Raw genomic sequence first — 17,201 nt, 5'->3', positions numbered from 1 at the left:
GTTTGTTTTTCTCAGGCGGTCTCGCGCATCTGTAGCGCCTCGACGATGTCCACCGCCACGATGCGGCTGACGCCCTGTTCCTGCATGGTGACGCCGACCAGCTGCTCGGCCATCTCCATGGTCAGGCGGTTGTGCGAGATGTAGAGGAACTGGGTACGCTCCGCCATGCGCTTGACCAGGTCGCAGAAGCGGCTGGTATTGGCGTCGTCGAGCGGGGCGTCGACCTCGTCGAGCAGGCAGAACGGCGCCGGGTTGAGGCTAAACAGTGAGAACACCAGGCTCATCGCGGTGAGCGCCTTCTCGCCGCCGGAGAGCAGGTGGATGGTGCTGTTCTTCTTGCCCGGCGGCTGGGCGATGATCTGCACCCCGGCGTCCAGGAGGTCCTCGCCGGTCAGCATCAGCTCGGCGCGGCCGCCGCCGAACAGCGTCGGGAAGAATTCGCTCATCTTGGCGTTGACCGCGTCGTAGGTGGACTGCAGCATGTCGCGCGTCTCGCCGTCGATCTTGGCGATCGCCTCCTCCAGCGTGGCCATCGCCTGCAGCAGGTCGTCGGACTGGCTGGCCAGGTAGTCGCCGCGTTCGCGTGCCTGCTGCAACTCGTCGAGCGCCGCCAGGTTGACCGCGCCGAGGTTTTCCAGCGCGCGCGCCAGGCGCGCGATCTCGGCCGCCAGCGTGTTGGGTTTGATGGCGTCAGTCAGGTCGGCCAGCAGCGCCGCCTCGTCGGCTCCGGCTTCCTTGAGCTCCTCGCTGAAGCGCTCGACGCCGAGCCGTGCTTCCTGGTGTTTCAGCAGCCAGTCGGCGCGGGCGTTGCGCAACGCCGGCAGCGCGGCGCTGACGTCGTGCTGGCGCTGGCCGAGCTGGCGCAGTTGCTCGGTCAGGCCGTTGAGCCGGTCACGCACCGCGGCCAGTTGCGTGTCGCGCTCATCGCGCTGTTCCAGCGCCAGTTGCAGCGCCTCCTCCGGCACCGCCTCGTCCACCGTCAAGGCCTCTTCGGCCAACGTTTCGAGCCGTTCAGCCAGCTGGTCGTCGCGTTCTTCCAGTTCCTTGGCGCGACGCGCCAGTTCGCCCACCTTCTGCTCGGCGGTGGTCAGCTCGAGGCGCGCCTCGTGCACCAGGCGCTCGGCGTCGCGCGTCTTGTTGCGTGCCAGTTGCAAGCCGGTCTCGGCGTTGAGCCGCGCCAGCCGCGCGTCTTCCAGCGCCTCCACCAGCTCCTCCAGCACCAGCGCCGCTTCCTCGCTGCCGATGCCGGCCTCGTCGATCTCCTCCGCGGCATGGGTGCGCTCGTCGGCGATGCGCTGGCGCTCGGCCTCGATCGCGGCGAGCCGCGCCGCCCCCTGGCGCGCCGCCTGGTCGAGCTTGACCTGCTCCAGCGTCACCGCGTTGAGCTCGGCTTCGAGGCGGGTCAGCGCTCCCTTCTGGGCGCGCACCGCTTCGGCCAACATGGCGCTCTGGCTTTGCAGCGTTTCACGCCTGCGCTGGCCGGCATCGAGCGCCGGCTGCAGCTCGGCGGCACGTTGCAGCGCGGCGTCGAGCGCGCCCTTGCGCGCCATCACCCCGTCGTCGCTGGCGGCGGCGTGGAAACTGACGCTGGCGGCGCCGACACGATGCCCTTGCGGCGTCACCCAGCATTCACCGGCGGCCAGTTCCGCGCGCCGTGCCAGCGCCTGCTCCAGGGTCTCGGCGCAGTACACGCCGGCGAGCCAATCGACGAGCACGGCCGCGAACGCGTCATCGGCCTTGACGCAATCGAGCAGTGCCGGCCAGGACCGGCCAGCACGCGACACGGCGTGCATTGCGCTGTCCACCAGACAGAGCGGGGCCGGCGGCAGGGTATCCGGCAACTGGCCGGCACGTGCGGTCAGCCGTTCAGCCAGCACCGCCTCCAGCGCCACGCGCCAGGCGGGATCGACGTCGAGCGACTGCCACAGCGCCGGCGCCTCGGCCAGGCCCTGCTGCGCCAGCCAGCCGGCCAGTTGCTCGCCGGCCGCCTCGCGCGCCAGCACCGCCTGCAACGCCGCCGCCTCGGCCTCGGCCCGCGCCAGCTGGGCGCGCTGCTCGGCCAGCGTCTCGTCGAGCTTTTCGCGCTCGGCGGCCAGGTCGGCCAGCTTGGCTTCGTCCGCCACCACGCGGGCGCGCACCGCGTCGAGCGCGGCACGGGCGCGCGCCACCTCGGCCTCGGCCGCCGCCAGCGCCGCCGGCTCGGGCAGGTTGAGGTCGGCCAGCTCGCGCGTCAGCGCCGCCTCGCGCGTCGCCAGCTGCTGCAGCGCCTGGTTCAAATGCTCGATGCGCTGGCGCCCCAGGTCGCGCTCGCGCGTCAGGTTGGCCTGCTGGCTGGTGAGCTGGGTCAGCGCCTGGTCGGCCTGGCGGAACGCCCCGTCGGCGCGCGGCAGCGCGTCGGCGCCATCCTCCAGCGCCAGCTGCGCCTCCTCCAGCTTGAGCTGCGCCTCCTCGTGGCGCGGCAACCAGTCGTCGAGCTGGGCCGCCACCAGGGCGCGGCTTTCGGCCAACGTTTGCCGCTCGCTGCTGGCGCTGGCCAGTTCGCGCGTGAGCCGGGCGCGACTTTGTTCGCGATGGCGTTGCGCCTCTTCCAGGCGCGCCAGCTGGGCGTTGGCCTCGAATAGCGCCTGCTGCGCCTCGTGCACCGCGTCGCTGGCGGCGAAGTGCTGCTCGCGCACCGTTTCCAGCTCGGTGTCCAGATGGGTCAGCGCCGCCTCCTGCGCCGCTTCCTCGGTTTCGATGCGCGCCAGCTCGGCACGCGCGGCGGCCTCGGTGCGCGCAGCCTCTTCGCGACGCGCCAGCGCCAGCAGGTTCTGCTTGTGGGTCAGCGCCCCTTTCAAGTCATGGAACTGCGCCGCCACCTCGGCCTGCTCGGTCAGCTTCTCGACCTGCCGCTCCAGCTCCTGGCGCAGATCACCGATACGATCCAGGTTGTCGCGGGTGTCGGCCAGGCGGTTCTCGGTTTCGCGCCGCCGGTCCTTGTACTTGGACACTCCGGCCGCTTCCTCCAGGTAGGCGCGCAGCTCCTCCGGGCGCGCCTCGATGATGCGCGAAATCATGCCCTGCTCGATCACCGCGTAGCCGCGCGCACCAACCCCGGTGCCGAGGAACAGGTCGGTGATGTCGCGGCGGCGCACCTGCTGGTTGTTGATGTAGTAGCTGGACTCGCCCTGGCGCGTCAGCACGCGCTTGATCGCCACCTCGGCGTACTGCCCCCACGGCCCGGTGAGCTGGCCGTCGCCGTTGTCGAACACCAGCTCGACCGAGGCGCGGCTCACCGGCTTGCGCGTGGAAGAACCGTTGAAGATCACGTCCTGCATCGATTCGCCGCGCAGCTGCTTGGCCGACGACTCGCCCAGCACCCAGCGCACCGCGTCGATCACGTTGGACTTGCCGCACCCGTTCGGGCCGATCACCGCCACCAGTTGGCCCGGCACAGGGATCGCGGTGGGATCGACAAAGGACTTGAAGCCCGACAGTTTGATATGGGTGAGACGCAAGACGTCCTCGCAGCAAAGGGAGCGGAAGCGCGCATTTTACGACAGGCGGGCGGCGGCGTCGCCCGCTGGTGCCCGTCACGAGTTGTGCCATAATGGCTTCATGGAAGCCCTCTCCCTGTCCAATCAGTTCCTGATCGCCATGCCCGGCATGACCGACCCGCTGTTTGCGCGCTCGCTGGTGTATCTTTGCGAGCACGGCGAACACGGCGCCATGGGCATCATCGTCAACAAGCCCTCCGGCATCGCCATGGCCCAGCTGTTCGACCAGATCGACCTGCCGCTGACCGAAGAAGCGCTGCAGGGCGAGCCGGTCTACTTCGGCGGACCGGTGCAGCCGGAGCGCGGCTTCGTGCTGCATATGCCGGTCGGCAACTGGCAGACCAGCCTGCTGGTCACCGACGAGCTGGCACTCACCACCTCCAAGGACGTACTGGTGGCGGTGTCCGAGAACAAGGGCCCGGACACCATGATGGTGAGCCTGGGCTACTCCGGCTGGTCGAGCGGCCAGCTGGAAGAGGAAATCCGCAACAACGGCTGGCTGACGGTCAACGCCGATCCGCACATCATCTTTGCGCTGCCCGCCGAAGAACGCTACGACGCCGCCATGGCGCTGCTGGGATTCGACCCCACCTTGCTCTCCACCGATTGCGGCCATGCCTGACGGAACCACGCTGGCCTTCGATTTCGGCGAACGCCGCATCGGCGTCGCCATGGGGGAGACGCTGCTCGGCATCGCCCATCCACTCACCACCATCGACACCGAAATCACCGAGCAGCGCTTCGCCGCCATCGGCAAGCTGATCGAGGAATGGCGGCCGGCGCAGTTGGTGGTCGGCCTGCCGGTGCACGCCGACGGCACCGAGCACGACCTGACCCGGCTCTCGCGCCGCTTCGCCAACCGCCTCAAGGGCCGCTTCGGGCTGCCGGTGTGGCTGGTCGACGAGCGCCACACCTCGCTGATCGCGGAAAGCCTGCTCAACGAAGCCGGGGTGCGTGGCCGCAAGCAGAAGCCGGCGCTCGACCAGGTCGCGGCGCAGGCCATCCTGCAGACCTGGTTCGAACAACCGGGCGAAGCGGTGTGATGCGCCTGATCGCGCTCGCGCTGCTGCTGATCGGCGGTGCGGCTTTCCTCTACCTGTGGAAACTGGGCGAGAAGGGGCAGAGCGCCACGCACTGGCCGTCGGCCAGCGGCACCATCGTGGAGAGCCGTCTCGACATCCGCTCCCACAACGGCGGCGACGGCAATCGCGACGACTATCTGCCGCAGTTGCGCTACCGCTACAGCGTCGGCGGCGTCACCCTCGAATCCACCATCCGCCGCTACCCCAACCCCGGCGCGATGCAAAGCCGCGATCAGGCCGAAGCGGTCCTGAAGCAGTACCCGAACGGCGCGGTGGTACGCGTCTACTACAACCCGGAACGGCCGCAGGAAGCCTGCCTGGAGCCTGGGGAGCACTGGACCGCCTGGGCCGGCAAGGCGCTGACGCTGCTCGTCGCGGCGGCTGGCCTGGTGCTGCTGCTGAAGGGTGAGGATTAGGCAGGGAGCCAAGCGGACCAAAACGAAACGGGTGCCTCTGGCACCCGTTGTTCATGGCATTTGTATCAACACCCCGAAAGGCTCAGCGCGAACCCTTGGCGCGCTGCTCCCGCTCCAGCCGCTGCACTTCGCGCAAAGCCTGGCGCTCCGCCTCGCGCTCGCGCGCCGCCTTTTCCCAGGCTTTCCATTCGTCCGGGCGCTCCAGCGTGATCGGGCCGATGCTGCCGGCGCGGAAATCGGTCAGCACGATCTCGGCGGCCTTCTGGATATTCACCCGCCCGCCGCCCAGCATGGCACCGCGGCGCCTGCCAATCTGCTCCAGCACCTCGAAATCCTGCCAGCCCTCGATATCGCCGACGTTATAGCGCTCCTGCAGCAGCGTGGTGTAGTGCTTCATCAGGTAGCGCAGCAGCTCCAGCACCACCTCTTCCTCGTCCAGCGCGTTGCGGCCGACCGCGCCGCTGGCGGCCAGGTTGTAGCCGCCCTCTTCCACCTCGATCTTGGGCCACAGCATGCCCGGGGTGTCGACCAGTTCGAAGTCGTCGGCCAGCAGGATGCGCTGCTGACCCTTGGTGATACCCGGCTCGTTGCCGGTTTTGGCGATGCGCCGCCCGGCCAGGCTATTGATCAGCGTCGACTTGCCGACGTTGGGAATGCCGCAGATCAGCACGCGCAACGGCTTTTCCAGCCCACCACGGTTGGGTGCCAGCGCACGGCAGGCCGACACCAGCTTGGTGACCGGCGCCCGCTCGCCGGCATCCAGCGCGATGGCGCGGGTACCCGGCTTGGAACAGTAGTAATCCAGCCAGACCTGGGTGATGGCCGGGTCGGCCAAGTCCTGCTTGTTGAGAATCTTCAACGCCGGCTTGCCGCGCGTCATGCGCGCGATCATCGGGTTGGCACTGGAGGCCGGCAGACGGGCGTCCAGCATTTCGATGACCACATCGATATCCTTGACGCGCTCGGCCAGATCCTTGCGCGCCTTGTTCATGTGGCCGGGAAACCATTGAATCGCCATGCTGTTACCGTTTCCGTAAGGGGTCCAAAAGGGACGACAGTCCGTTGTGATCGAGTTCGAAGGCCAGCTGCAGCAAGCGGCCGATTTCCCCCTTGGGGAAGCCTTCGCGGGCGAACCAGGCCAGGTAATGCCCGGGCAGATCGGCGATCAGCCGGCCCTGGTACTTGCCGAACGGCATCTGGCGCGTCACCAGCAGGAGAAGGTCGTCGGCATTCATGGCGGCACTCGAACTCGGGGAAGCGCATTGTGCCAAAGAGTGCAGGCACTGACCATGCGCAACATAGAAAACCTGTCTTCAGGGCCTATTCCAGTAGGCAAGTGAGCCAAAGCAGGTTGAGTGCCGCCAGCGCACAGGAACCGGAATGGACACGTAGTCCATGAGGATTCCGAGCACTGCCGGCGCTCAAGATGCGAAGGCGCAACTGCCTAATGGGATAGGCTCTTACAAGGGCATCGGCTTGCCGTCATTGAGATTGAGAAAGCCCTTCACCACACGATAGATCAGCCAGACATAGACCGCGAACAGGATCACGAAGCCGACCAGCAGGAACACCGTCAGGTAGCCCAGCACCAGCCCCAGCAATCCCCACCAGAAGGTGCGCATCTGCCACAGGAAATGGCTCTCGTACAGCGTGCCACGGGTGTCGTCACGCTTGAGGTAATTGATGATGATGGCGACGATCGCCGTCACGCCGACGAACAGGCTCAGCGCCTGCAGGATGTAGACGGCCAGCGTCAGATTGTTGAGCTTGCGTTCAAATTCGTGGTCGATCAGTTCCATGCGCTTTCCTTATTTTATCGGGTGGCCACCGGCACGCCGGCAAAGCCGTCCCGTCCTGGCCCACGGCCACAGACAGTAGCGCAAGATAACGCAGCGACGCCAGCCAGAGCGGTTCGGGGCTAGACGCCGGCCGCGCTCCAGCGCGCCAGGACCTTGGCCGTCTCGTCGCGGCAGAAACGGATAACCTCCTCGACCGGGCAGCGCTCCAGCCACAGCGGCAGGCTCGGCCCGGCCACCTCGGTCTGCGCCGCTCCCGTCATCAGCACCGGCACCGCCGGGCGAGACGGCAGCCCCAGCCGTTGCGCCAGCACCGTCAAGCGGCGGTTGGCTTCGTCCAGTTGCGGCAGCGTATCGGCGCTCACCGCGACATGGCTCAAGCCCAGGAGCAGGATGCGCGCCGCCAGCCAGTCGGCCGCATCGCTGAAACGCGCCGGGGCATGGCTGCCGTCGTGTCGGCGCCGAGAGGCAGCCAGCAGCATGGCGACGGTGCGGATGCCGGGCAGGCGCGATTCCGCCAGCAGCAAGGTGCCGGGCATGGGCTGGGTGGCGCGCAGTTCGGCCACGCCGTTGGCACCCTCGGACAGCAATTCCACATCCCTTAACAGGGTGATAGCACAGCCCGGCAGGCTCGGCAGGGCCGCGTCGGCGCTGAGCAAGGCATCGTGGCGGGGGTTCATGATCTCGTTCTCCAGTGAAGTCGGGTGACTGCGGTTCGGGAGATCATTTGCCGGGAGCTGAAAAGACAAATGCCGCCTGAACCGCGGCGGCATTTGTCGGGAATCTGGTGTGTTGGTTTGCTTTGTCAGAGCACACACGCCCCTTGGCGCCGCCATGAGCTGCGGTACCAATAAAAATAGACGTAGGAGGTGACAAAGGATTTAAGCATGGCCCCATCATGCCGATGGCTCCCCTCCCCTGTCAAGGAGCAAGGGGATAAAAAAACCCGGCATGACGCCAGGTTTGCTGGATCACATGTTCGGGTAGTTGGGCCCGCCGCCGCCTTCCGGCGTCACCCAGTTGATGTTCTGGGTCGGGTCCTTGATGTCACAGGTCTTGCAGTGCACGCAGTTCTGCGCGTTGATTTGCAGGCGCGGCGCGCCCTCTTCGCGGCCGACGATCTCGTACACCCCGGCCGGGCAGTAGCGCGTCTCCGGCGCGTCGTACTGCGCCAGATTGATCTTGATCGGCACGCGCGGGTCCTTCAGCTTGAGGTGTGCCGGCTGGTCTTCGCTGTGGTTGGTGTTGGAGATGAACACCGACGACAGCCGGTCGAAGGTCAGCACGCCGTCCGGCTTGGGGTAGGCGATCGGCGTGCACTCGTCCTTGGGCTTGAGGCACTCGTGGTCGGCGTGCTTGTGGTGCAGCGTCCACGGCGCCTTGCCGCGGAACAGGTAGGTGTCCAGCGCCGAGTAGAGCATCGCCGGCCACAGCCCCCAGCGGAACGCCGGGCGGATGTTGCGCACGCGGTAGAGTTCGTCGTAGAGCCAGCTCTGCTTGAACTTGGCGGTGTACGCAGTGGCCTCGAGCGGCTGGCCTTCCTGGGCCGTGGCCAGCGCCTCGACGATCGCCTCGGCCGCCAGCATGGCGGACTTCATCGCGGTGTGGGTGCCCTTGATCTTGGGCACGTTGAGGAAGCCGGCGGTGTCGCCGATCAGCACCCCGCCCGGGAAGGTGAGCCTGGGAATGCTCTGCAGGCCGCCTTCGGAGATGGCGCGCGCGCCGTAGGACAGGCGCCGCCCGCCTTCGAACACGTCCTTGATGGCCGGGTGGGTCTTGAAGCGCTGGAATTCCTCGTACGGCGACAGGTAGGGATTCTGGTAGTCCAGGCCCACCACGAAGCCGACCACCACCTGGTTGTTTTCCAGGTGGTAGAGGAAGGAGCCGCCGTAGGTGGCGGTGTCCATCGGCCAGCCGGCGGTGTGGGTGATCTTGCCCGGCTGGTGCAGCTCGGGTTTCACCTCCCACAGTTCCTTGATGCCGATGCCGTAGGTTTGCGGGTCGGATCCCTTTCTCAAGTCAAAACGCTCGAACAGGGTCTTGGTGAGCGAGCCGCGACAGCCTTCGGCGAACACGGTCTGCCGGGCCCACAGCTCGATGCCGGGCTCGCCTTCCTGGTCGCCGTTCTTGCCGGTGCCGACGTTGCCGGTGGCCACGCCCTTGACCGAGCCGTCCGGGTGGTAGAGCACTTCGGCGGCGGCGAAGCCGGGGTAGATCTCGACGCCGAGTTCTTCGGCCTGCTGGCCGAGCCAGCGGCAGAAGTTGCCGAGGCTGATGATGTAGTTGCCCTCGTTGTGCATCTGCGGCGGGGTGGGCAGCTGGATCGACTCGGTCTCGGTGAGCAGCAGGAACTGGTCCTTCTGGGCCGGGGTGTTGAGCGGCGCGCCCTTGTCTTTCCAGTCGGGGATCAGTTCGTTCAGCGTGCGCGGTTCGAGCACCGCGCCGGAGAGGATGTGGGCGCCGATCTCGGAGCCCTTCTCCAGCAGACAGACGCTGATCTCCTGGCCCTTCTCGGCCGCCAGCTGCTTGAGGCGAATCGCCGCGGACAGCCCCGAAGGGCCGCCGCCGACGATCACCACGTCGTATTCCATGTATTCGCGTTCCACCGCTACTCCTCGCTCATCCGCATGACGTTATTCCAACTCGCCTTAGAAGCGATAACGTTGCCGGCTACGCTCACTTGCCTTCGCCTTAGCTTCGCAGAAACTCGCCCTGACGGGCTTCGTTTTCTCGCTCCTGATGCTGTTTGGAATTCAATGGCGATCATGATGCAATGAATCCAGCCATCCGTCAAAAATCAAACAATCGTTTAAATTATTCCTGATTGGTGCAGTTGCACAATTGCCTCACCATCATACCCCAGCGCGCCCAGCACCTCGTCGGTGTCGGCACCGAGCTTGGGGGGGGCCCGATGATACTCCACCGGCGTGCCGGACAGCTTGATCGGGCAGCCCACCAGCGGCACGTCCTGGCCGACGCTGTCTTCCAGATGGATTTCCATGCCGCGATGGCGGATCTGCGGATCGGCGAAGGCCTCGGCCACGTTGTTGATCGGCCCGCACGGCACGCCGGCCTCGTCGAGCGCCTTGAGCCACTCGTCGCGGCTGCGGGCGCGGAAGGCTTCGGCCAACATCGGCACCAGCTGCTCGCGGTATTGTACCCGCGCCGGGTTGCTTGCGAAGCGTTCGTCATCGGCCAGTTGCGGCTGACCGATCAACTGGCACACCGCGCGGAACTGCTTGTCGTTGCCACAGGCGAGGATGAAGTGGCCGTCGCCGGCGGTCTTGAACACCTGGTAGGGCACGATGTTGGGATGGGCGTTGCCCAGGCGCGGCGGCACTGTGCGGCCGACCAGCCAGTTCATGTTGACGTTGGCCAGCATGGCAAGCGAGCAATCGAACAGCGCCATGTCGATGTACTGGCCCTGCCCGGTGCGGCTCCTGGCCAGCAGCGCCGCCTGCACCGCGTTGGCGGCGTAGAGGCCGGTGAAGAGGTCGGTCACCGCGACGCCGACCTTGTGCGGTTCGCCGTCGGCCGGGCCGGTGATGCTCATCAGCCCGCTCATGCCCTGCACGATGTAGTCGTAGCCGGGCAGTTCGGCGTAGGGACCGTCCTGGCCGAAACCGGTAATCGAGCAGTACACCAGGCGCGGGTTGAGGCTCTTGAGGCTGTCGTAGTCGAGCCCGTATTTCTTCAGCCCACCGACCTTGTAGTTCTCCAGCAGCACGTCGGCCTCTTCGGCCAACCTGCGCACGATGGCCTGGCCCTCGGGACGGGTGATGTCGACGGTGACCGAGCGCTTGCCGCGGTTGGCGCACAGGAAATAGGCGGCGGTACCGTCCGGCAGGCTGGGTGGCGCCCACTGCCGGGTGTCGTCGCCCTGGCCGGGACGTTCCACCTTGATCACCTCGGCGCCGAGGTCGGCCAGCAGCTGGCCGGTCCACGGCCCTGCCAATACGCGCGTCAGATCGAGAACCTTGAAACCGGAAAGGGCGCCAGACATTGTCATCTCCTCAGTAAGACCCTGCTCCATTAGGCAGCTACGCCTACTGGGACAGGCTCTGCAAACTTGTCATAAAGGTTGGCCGAAACAGGCCGCAACGGACGGTCGGCCATCCACTCTGGGCTGTCACGGCAGAAAAAAGGGCCCGGACAAGCCGGGCCTCAAGAACAGACAGGAACGACCATGGCCGCCGGGTGGAGCCTCGGCGGCCGCTCCCTATCAGGCAAACGCCTGAATCCCGGTCTGGGCCCGGCCCAGAATCAGGGCGTGCACGTCGTGCGTGCCCTCGTAAGTGTTGACCGCCTCCAGGTTCATCACGTGGCGGATGACGTGGAATTCGTCGGCGATGCCGTTGCCGCCGTGCATGTCGCGCGCGACACGGGCGATGTCGAGCGCCTTGCCGCAGTTGTTGCGCTTGATCAGCGAGATCATCTCCGGCGCGGCACGGCCCTGGTCCATCAACCGCCCCACCTGCAACGCGGCCGACAGGCCCAGCGCGATCTCGGTCTGCATGTTGGCGAGCTTGAGCTGGATCAGCTGGTTGGCGGCGAGCGGGCGGCCGAACTGCTTGCGGTCCAGCGTGTACTGGCGCGCCGCGTGCCAGCAGAACTCGGCGGCGCCCATGGCGCCCCAGGCGATGCCGAAGCGCGCCTTGTTGAGGCAGCCGAACGGCCCCTTCAGGCCCTTCACGCCCGGCAGCAGGTTCTCTTCCGGCACGAACACGTCGTCCATCACGATCTCGCCGGTAATCGAGGCGCGCAGCGAGAACTTGCCGTGAATCTTCGGCGCCGACAGACCCTGCATGCCCTTTTCGAGCACGAAGCCGCGGATTTCGCCGTCGTCGTCCTTGGCCCAGACCACGAACACGTCGGCGATCGGGCTGTTGGTGATCCACATCTTGCTGCCCTTGAGCTGATAGCCGCCGTCGACCTTGCGCGCACGGGTCTTCATGCCTGCCGGATCGGAACCGGCATCCGGCTCGGTCAGGCCGAAACAGCCGACCCACTCGCCGGTTGCCAGCTTGGACAGGTACTTGTCCTTCTGCGCTTCCGTGCCGTAGGCCCAGATCGGGTGCATCACCAGCGACGACTGCACGCTCATCGCCGAGCGGTAGCCGGAATCGACGCGCTCGACTTCACGGGCGATCAGGCCGTAGGCGACGTGGGAGAGGCCGGCGCAGCCGTGAGTGTCGATGGTGCAGCCCAGCAGGCCCAGCTCGCCCATCTCGCTCATGATCTCGCGGTCGAAGCGCTCCTCGCGGTTGGCGGTCAGGATGCGCGGCATCAGGCGTTCCTGGCAGTAGGCGTGGGCGGTATCGCGCACCATGCGCTCTTCTTCTGTCAGCAGGGTTTCCAGCAGAAGCGGATCTTCCCAGGAAAACGGGGCACGGCTGGTCGGGGCGGCCATTGGCGACTCTCCTTTGCGGTTTCGTTGTTCCGCTATGCGGAATTTGGTTTTACTATGTGAAATAGACTAGCAAGCACCGAGCTGGCTTGTAAAGCGTTTTCTTGGCCGCAACGAGCAGGCAGGCTATGCTTGCCGCGCCAAAACCCACAGGAAGAAGAACACCATGACGGAAGAGCACGACAAGGACAGGCTGTTCGTCACCGCGCTGGCACGCGGCCTGACGGTGCTGTCCGCCTTCCGCTCCGGCGAGAGCGGGCTGTCCAACCAGGAGCTGGCGCGCCGCACCGGGCTGCCCAAATCCACGGTGTCGCGGCTGACCCACACCCTGACCCAGCTGGGCTACCTGAGCCACGAAGCGGACAGCGGCTTTTATCGACTTGGGCTGGCGGTGCTGGAACTGGGCTCGGTGGTGCTGGCGAGCTACGACGTGCGCCGTGCCGCCGCGCCGCTGATGCGCGAGTTCGCGCTGGCGCACAATGTCTCGGTCAGCCTGGCGATGCGCGACGGCAGCGACATGGTGTACCTGGAGACCTGCCGCAGTGCGGCGCGGGTGTCGGTGCAGTTGACGGTCGGTTCGCGCGTGCCGGTCGCCACCACCGCCATCGGCCGCGCCTGCTATGCAGGGCTTGGCGCCAGCGAGCGGGCACGGCTGGACGAAGAACTGGCCAGCCGCTACGGCGGCAACTGGCCGCCGATCAAGAACCGCCTCGACGCCGCACTGCAACAATGCCGCGAGCTGGGCTACACCAGTTCGTTCGGGGAGTTCGTACCGGAGGTGATGGCGGTCGGCGTGCCGCTGCCGTCGCCGATTCCGGGTCAGCCGCCGATGAGCCTGAACGCGAGCGGCCCGGCGGCGCTGTTCACCGCGGAGCGCTTCGAGCGCGACATCGCGCCGGCACTGCAGCAGATGGCGCGGCGCATCGCGCCGGGGGCGGCCTGACGCCGCCGGCAGCCACAACACCAGACAAAGAAAAAGCGGGCGAACGCATTGCGTTCGCCCGCTTGGTTTATGGCGGAACGATCAGGCCGACTTGAGCGTGCCGTGCGGGTCGATGACGAATTTGCGCGGCGCGCCGCCGTCGAACTGACGGTAGCCGTTCGGCGCCTCGTCGAGCGAGATCACGCTGACGTTGACGATCTGGGCGATCGGCAGACGGTCCCACAGGATGGCCTGCATCAGGTTGCGGTTGTACTTCATCACCGGGGTCTGGCCGGTATGGAAGGAGTGCGACTTGGCCCAGCCGAGACCGAAACGGATCGACAGGCTGCCGCGCTTGGCGGCGGCGTCGGTCGCGCCCGGGTCGTCGGTCACGTACAGACCGGGGATGCCGATGGCACCGGCCACGCGGGTGACTTCCATCAGCGAGTTGAGCACCGTGGCCGGCGCCTCTTCGTGGGCGTGCGTGCCGTGGCCGCGCGCTTCGAAGCCGACGCAATCGACCGCGCAATCCACCTCGGGGGTGCCGAGGATGGCCGCGATCTGCTCGCCCAGCGTGGCGTCGAGCGACAGGTCCACGGTCTCGAAGCCCACTGCACGGGCGTGCGCCAGACGTTCGGGGTTCATGTCTCCGACGATGGTCACCGCCGCGCCCAGCAGACGCGCCGAAGCGGCAGCGGCCATACCGACCGGACCGGCGCCGGCGATGTAGACGGTCGAGCCCGGTTTCACCCCGGCCGTCACCGCGCCGTGGTAGCCGGTGGGCAGGATGTCGGACAGGCAGGTCAGGTCGCGGATCTTCTCCATCGCCTTGTCCTTGTCCGGGAACTTGAGCAGGTTGAAGTCGGCGTACGGCACCATGACGTACTCCGACTGGCCGCCGATCCAGCCGCCCATGTCGACGTAGCCGTAGGCGCCGCCGGCGCGCGACGGGTTGACGTTCAGGCACACCCCGGTGTGCTGTTCCTTACACGTGGTGCAGCGACCGCACGCCACGTTGAACGGCACCGACACCAGGTCGCCGATCTTCAGCGTCTCGACGTCGCGGCCGATCTCGATCACCTCGCCGGTGATCTCGTGGCCCAACACCAGCCCGACCTCGGCCGTGGTGCGGCCGCGCACCATGTGCTGGTCCGAGCCGCAGATATTGGTCGTCACCACCTTGAGGATGACGCCGTGGCCGATCGGCCGGCCGCTCGGATCGACCATTTTCGGGTAGCCGATGGATTGCACCTCGACATGACCTTGCCCCAGATACACCACACCGCGATTGTCGCTCATTGTCTGCCTCCGAATTTTTCGATGGGTTACACGCACGGCGACGGCAAAGCGTCGGCCGGCGCGCTTCGCGACAATAGGCGCGATCGCCCCCCGGCAACGAGACAGAAAACGCCCCACAACGGCCAAAAACCGACATGCGGAAAAATCGGACACCCCCGTCTTGCACCGGCCACCACGCCGTCGCCGAGCCAGAACGGCGCTTCATGGCAATACGACAGCAGCCGGCCGCCGCCGCAAACAACCAGGCGCGACAGCGCCTAGCGAGAGTGGCACGGCAGAAAAGCGTTGGGGGGATACAACAGGAAAGGGAGTCAGGCCGGCAGCAGGGCGTCCAGCACGGTGCTAGGCGTCCTGCTTGCCATGCGCTTACATCCGGGGAGGGCTGGCCGGTTCACCCTGAATGTAGTGCACCAGTTGGTCGATGGTGAGCTGTTGCGCTTCGAGAGTGGCGTGCACCAGGTCGCCGATCGAGACCACACCCAGCACTTCACAGCCCTCCATCACCGGGAGGTGGCGGATGCGCTTCTCGGTCATCAGCGCCATGCACTCGTCCACGGTCTGCTCGGGGGTCACGTACACCACGCGGCTGGTCATGATCTCGCGCACGTGGGTGCCGGCCGAAGTCCGCCCCTGCAACACCACGCGGCGCGCGTAGTCGCGCTCGGAAAAGATGCCGTGCACGTCGCAGGCGTGCATCACCAGTACCGCCCCGACGTTCTGTTCGGCCATGACCTGCAGGGCCTGGAACACCGTGGCGTCGGGACTGACGAAGATCAGTTGCCGGTTGGGCTTGCTGTCGAGCAATTGTCGTACGGTTTGCATGCGATCCCCCTTTGCAGACGTTTGGACCTGTTGTTCCAATTCGCCTTAAACACGATAACTTTGTCGGCGGCGCTACGCAGACAGCGTGCGAATCTTCAAGATTCGCTCAGCGAGCACTTGCCGTACTTGCTGTACTGTCTGCGGCCCCGCTCACTTGCCTTCGCGTTCTCGCGTCTAATGCTTTTTGGAACTATGCCTCCACTATAGATGATCCGGAACGAATAGCTGCCCAGCCGCGCTTACTTGGCGCGGATCATGGTGCCGACGCCGGCGTCGGTGAGGATTTCCAGCAGCAGCGCGTGCGGGACGCGGCCGTCGATGATGTGCACCGAGTTGACGCCGTTTTTGGCGGCGTCGAGAGCGGAGCTGATCTTGGGCAGCATGCCGCCGTGGATGGTGCCGTCGGCGAACAGGGCCTCGACACTCTCGGCAGTCAGCCCGGTCAGCAGCTTGCCGTTCTTGTCCAGCACGCCCGGGGTGTTGGTCATCAGCACCAGCTTCTCGGCATGGAGGGTTTCGGCCAACTTGCCAGCCACCAGGTCGGCGTTGATGTTGTAGGCCTCGCCGTCGCTGCCGACACCGATCGGCGCGATTACCGGGATGAAGTCCTGCGAGTCGAGCAGAGACACCAGCGCCGGATCGATCACGTCGATTTCGCCGACGCGGCCGATGTCGATCTGCTCGCCCTCGCCCTCGCCCTTGAGGAACAGCTTGTGGGCGCGGATGAAGTGGCCATCCTTGCCGGTCAGGCCCACGGCCTTGCCGCCGTGCTGGTTGATCAGCGAGACGATCTCCTTGTTGACCTGGCCGCCCAGCACCATTTCCACCACGTCCATGGTTTCCTGGTCGGTGACGCGCATGCCCTGGATGAACTCGCCGTGCTTGCCGACGCGTTCCAGCATGTCGTTGATCTGCGGGCCGCCGCCATGCACCACAACCGGGTTCAGGCCAACCAGCTTCAGCAGCACCACGTCCTTGGCGAAGTCCTCCTTCAGCTTGTCGTCGGTCATCGCGTTGCCGCCGTACTTGATCACGATGGTCTTGTCGTTGAAGCGGCGGATGTAGGGCAGCGCCTCGGCGAGGATGAGCGCCTTCTCGGTGGCGGATACGGTCACGTGCGGTCTCCTGGGTAAGGGGATACGGGAAGTGTTGCATTGTAATCAATCACGTTGCTGAACTGTTATTTATTAATTGCCAACCGCCTCCGCGCTTAGTACATTTGCATTCCACTACTGAACAAGCATTCAGCAACCACCATGAGCGAACCCACCCTGCCGCGCTGGCAGCGCAAGAAAGACGCCCGGCCGTCGGAAATCCTCGACGCCGCCCTCAGCCTGTTCGTCGAAAAAGGCTTTCGCGCCACCAAGATGGAAGACATTGCGCACGCCGCCAACGTCACCAAGGGCACGCCCTACCTGTACTTCCAGAACAAGGAAGAAATCTTCAAGGCGGTGATCCAGGTCAACCTGTCGTCGCGCTTCGCCGAGTTCGCCGAGATTGAACGACAGCACAGCGGCAGCGCCGCCGAGCTGTTGCAGCAGCTGATGTTCAAGTGGTGGGACGAGGTGGGCTGCACCGAGCTGGCGGGTATCTGCAAGCTGGTGATCGCCGAGGCCACCAACTTCCCCGAACTCGCGCAGTTCTACGCCGCCGAGGTGATCCAGCCCAGCCTCTGCATGGTCGGCCGCATCCTGCAGCGCGGCATCGCCAACGGGGAATTCCGCGCGGTGCCGATCGAGAGCGCCACCGACGCCCTGCTGGCACCGCTGGTGCTGGCGATGACCTGGGCGCACTCATTCGGCAAGGTGGTGCCGGAGGGGGCCGGTTATTCCTACAAGAATTCGCGCCATCATCTGGCCGAGGCCCTCGACCTGGTCCTCAACGGCCTGTGCGCCCCCAGTCATAACAACAACTAAGCAAG

General features: G+C 66.0%; 16 protein-coding genes. 5 read left to right on the top strand and 11 right to left on the bottom strand.

What is annotated here, in order from left to right:
• Positions 1 to 11: 11 nt before the first annotated feature.
• Positions 12 to 3,497 (bottom strand): chromosome segregation protein SMC, encoded by a 3,486-nt coding sequence (gene smc / locus AC3WG5_RS09045; RefSeq protein ID WP_492568457.1) that lies wholly within the window; start codon positions 3,495 to 3,497, stop codon positions 12 to 14.
• Positions 3,498 to 3,597: 100 nt separating this feature from the next.
• On the opposite strand from smc, the gene AC3WG5_RS09040 reads away from it, so the two are divergent.
• The 3 genes from AC3WG5_RS09040 to AC3WG5_RS09030 are packed head-to-tail and all read left to right on the top strand — an operon-like array spanning position 3,598 to position 5,034.
• Positions 3,598 to 4,158, top strand: a complete 561-nt coding sequence (locus tag AC3WG5_RS09040; RefSeq protein WP_482583312.1) for a YqgE/AlgH family protein — start codon at positions 3,598 to 3,600, stop codon at positions 4,156 to 4,158.
• Positions 4,151 to 4,579, top strand: coding sequence for a Holliday junction resolvase RuvX (gene ruvX, locus AC3WG5_RS09035; RefSeq protein ID WP_008955611.1), 429 nt, complete (start codon positions 4,151 to 4,153; stop codon positions 4,577 to 4,579). The genes AC3WG5_RS09040 and ruvX overlap by 8 nt, the downstream gene beginning before the upstream one ends.
• A complete protein-coding gene (locus AC3WG5_RS09030) occupies positions 4,579 to 5,034 on the top strand; it encodes a DUF3592 domain-containing protein (RefSeq protein WP_492568456.1) in 456 nt (151 codons plus the stop codon). Before ruvX ends, AC3WG5_RS09030 begins: the two co-directional genes overlap by 1 nt.
• A gap of 82 nt (positions 5,035 to 5,116) precedes the next feature.
• Here the strand turns inward: AC3WG5_RS09030 and ylqF are convergent, their stop codons facing one another.
• From ylqF to AC3WG5_RS08995, 7 genes are all read right to left on the bottom strand, one after another.
• Complete coding sequence (gene ylqF / locus AC3WG5_RS09025) at positions 5,117 to 6,052, bottom strand: ribosome biogenesis GTPase YlqF (RefSeq protein ID WP_014085826.1); 936 nt, start codon at positions 6,050 to 6,052, stop codon at positions 5,117 to 5,119.
• 4 nt (positions 6,053 to 6,056) lie between these two features.
• The gene (locus AC3WG5_RS09020; RefSeq protein ID WP_008955614.1) at positions 6,057 to 6,269 is read right to left on the bottom strand and encodes a DUF3820 family protein; all 213 of its coding nucleotides are present in this window, start codon (positions 6,267 to 6,269) and stop codon (positions 6,057 to 6,059) included.
• A gap of 225 nt (positions 6,270 to 6,494) precedes the next feature.
• Entirely contained in the window at positions 6,495 to 6,833 is a 339-nt protein-coding gene (locus tag AC3WG5_RS09015; RefSeq protein WP_008955615.1) for a DUF4870 family protein, read from the bottom strand.
• A gap of 119 nt (positions 6,834 to 6,952) precedes the next feature.
• Positions 6,953 to 7,510, bottom strand: coding sequence for a hypothetical protein (locus AC3WG5_RS09010; RefSeq protein WP_492568455.1), 558 nt, complete (start codon positions 7,508 to 7,510; stop codon positions 6,953 to 6,955).
• Positions 7,511 to 7,801: 291 nt separating this feature from the next.
• Positions 7,802 to 9,421: an electron transfer flavoprotein-ubiquinone oxidoreductase gene (locus AC3WG5_RS09005; RefSeq protein WP_492568513.1), complete on the bottom strand. Its 1,620-nt coding sequence runs from the start codon at positions 9,419 to 9,421 to the stop codon at positions 7,802 to 7,804.
• A 218-nt stretch (positions 9,422 to 9,639) separates the two neighbouring features.
• On the bottom strand, positions 9,640 to 10,833 hold the full coding sequence (locus AC3WG5_RS09000; protein WP_008955618.1) for a CaiB/BaiF CoA transferase family protein: 1,194 nt from the start codon (positions 10,831 to 10,833) through the stop codon (positions 9,640 to 9,642).
• A 219-nt stretch (positions 10,834 to 11,052) separates the two neighbouring features.
• Positions 11,053 to 12,240: an acyl-CoA dehydrogenase gene (locus AC3WG5_RS08995; RefSeq protein WP_492568454.1), complete on the bottom strand. Its 1,188-nt coding sequence runs from the start codon at positions 12,238 to 12,240 to the stop codon at positions 11,053 to 11,055.
• Positions 12,241 to 12,403: 163 nt separating this feature from the next.
• Here AC3WG5_RS08995 and AC3WG5_RS08990 point away from each other — a divergent pair, with 163 nt between their 5' ends.
• Positions 12,404 to 13,180: an IclR family transcriptional regulator gene (locus AC3WG5_RS08990; RefSeq protein WP_014085820.1), complete on the top strand. Its 777-nt coding sequence runs from the start codon at positions 12,404 to 12,406 to the stop codon at positions 13,178 to 13,180.
• 81 nt (positions 13,181 to 13,261) lie between these two features.
• Here AC3WG5_RS08990 and fdhA read toward each other — a convergent pair whose 3' ends face one another.
• The 3 genes from fdhA to argB all read right to left on the bottom strand — a co-directional run bounded on the left by fdhA (position 13,262) and on the right by argB (position 16,395).
• Entirely contained in the window at positions 13,262 to 14,458 is a 1,197-nt protein-coding gene (gene fdhA / locus AC3WG5_RS08985) for a formaldehyde dehydrogenase, glutathione-independent (protein ID WP_008955621.1), read from the bottom strand.
• Between the two features lie 366 nt (positions 14,459 to 14,824).
• Positions 14,825 to 15,280 (bottom strand): CBS domain-containing protein, encoded by a 456-nt coding sequence (locus AC3WG5_RS08980; protein WP_008955622.1) that lies wholly within the window; start codon positions 15,278 to 15,280, stop codon positions 14,825 to 14,827.
• A gap of 239 nt (positions 15,281 to 15,519) precedes the next feature.
• A complete protein-coding gene (gene argB / locus AC3WG5_RS08975; RefSeq protein WP_014085818.1) occupies positions 15,520 to 16,395 on the bottom strand; it encodes an acetylglutamate kinase in 876 nt (291 codons plus the stop codon).
• Positions 16,396 to 16,536: 141 nt separating this feature from the next.
• Between argB and AC3WG5_RS08970 the strand changes: the two genes are divergently transcribed.
• Positions 16,537 to 17,196: a TetR/AcrR family transcriptional regulator gene (locus tag AC3WG5_RS08970; RefSeq protein ID WP_014085817.1), complete on the top strand. Its 660-nt coding sequence runs from the start codon at positions 16,537 to 16,539 to the stop codon at positions 17,194 to 17,196.
• Positions 17,197 to 17,201 lie beyond the last annotated feature (5 nt).

The organism is Pseudogulbenkiania sp. FW507-F1 (assembly GCF_058781125.1).
This window is presented reverse-complemented; position numbering and strand designations above follow the sequence as displayed.

Bases quoted from the DNA above. Each gene is read 5' to 3' on its own strand.
- AC3WG5_RS09040 (WP_482583312.1), top strand. From the start codon at position 3,598: ATGGAAGCCCTCTCCCTGTCCAATCAGTTCCTGATCGCCATGCCCGGC.
- ruvX (WP_008955611.1), top strand. From the start codon at position 4,151: ATGCCTGACGGAACCACGCTGGCCTTCGATTTCGGCGAACGCCGCATC.
- AC3WG5_RS09030 (WP_492568456.1), top strand. From the start codon at position 4,579: ATGCGCCTGATCGCGCTCGCGCTGCTGCTGATCGGCGGTGCGGCTTTC.
- ylqF (WP_014085826.1), bottom strand. From the start codon at position 6,052: ATGGCGATTCAATGGTTTCCCGGCCACATGAACAAGGCGCGCAAGGAT.
- AC3WG5_RS09020 (WP_008955614.1), bottom strand. From the start codon at position 6,269: ATGAATGCCGACGACCTTCTCCTGCTGGTGACGCGCCAGATGCCGTTC.
- AC3WG5_RS09015 (WP_008955615.1), bottom strand. From the start codon at position 6,833: ATGGAACTGATCGACCACGAATTTGAACGCAAGCTCAACAATCTGACG.
- AC3WG5_RS09010 (WP_492568455.1), bottom strand. From the start codon at position 7,510: ATGAACCCCCGCCACGATGCCTTGCTCAGCGCCGACGCGGCCCTGCCG.
- AC3WG5_RS09005 (WP_492568513.1), bottom strand. From the start codon at position 9,421: ATGGAATACGACGTGGTGATCGTCGGCGGCGGCCCTTCGGGGCTGTCC.
- AC3WG5_RS09000 (WP_008955618.1), bottom strand. From the start codon at position 10,833: ATGTCTGGCGCCCTTTCCGGTTTCAAGGTTCTCGATCTGACGCGCGTA.
- AC3WG5_RS08995 (WP_492568454.1), bottom strand. From the start codon at position 12,240: ATGGCCGCCCCGACCAGCCGTGCCCCGTTTTCCTGGGAAGATCCGCTT.
- AC3WG5_RS08990 (WP_014085820.1), top strand. From the start codon at position 12,404: ATGACGGAAGAGCACGACAAGGACAGGCTGTTCGTCACCGCGCTGGCA.
- fdhA (WP_008955621.1), bottom strand. From the start codon at position 14,458: ATGAGCGACAATCGCGGTGTGGTGTATCTGGGGCAAGGTCATGTCGAG.
- AC3WG5_RS08980 (WP_008955622.1), bottom strand. From the start codon at position 15,280: ATGCAAACCGTACGACAATTGCTCGACAGCAAGCCCAACCGGCAACTG.
- AC3WG5_RS08970 (WP_014085817.1), top strand. From the start codon at position 16,537: ATGAGCGAACCCACCCTGCCGCGCTGGCAGCGCAAGAAAGACGCCCGG.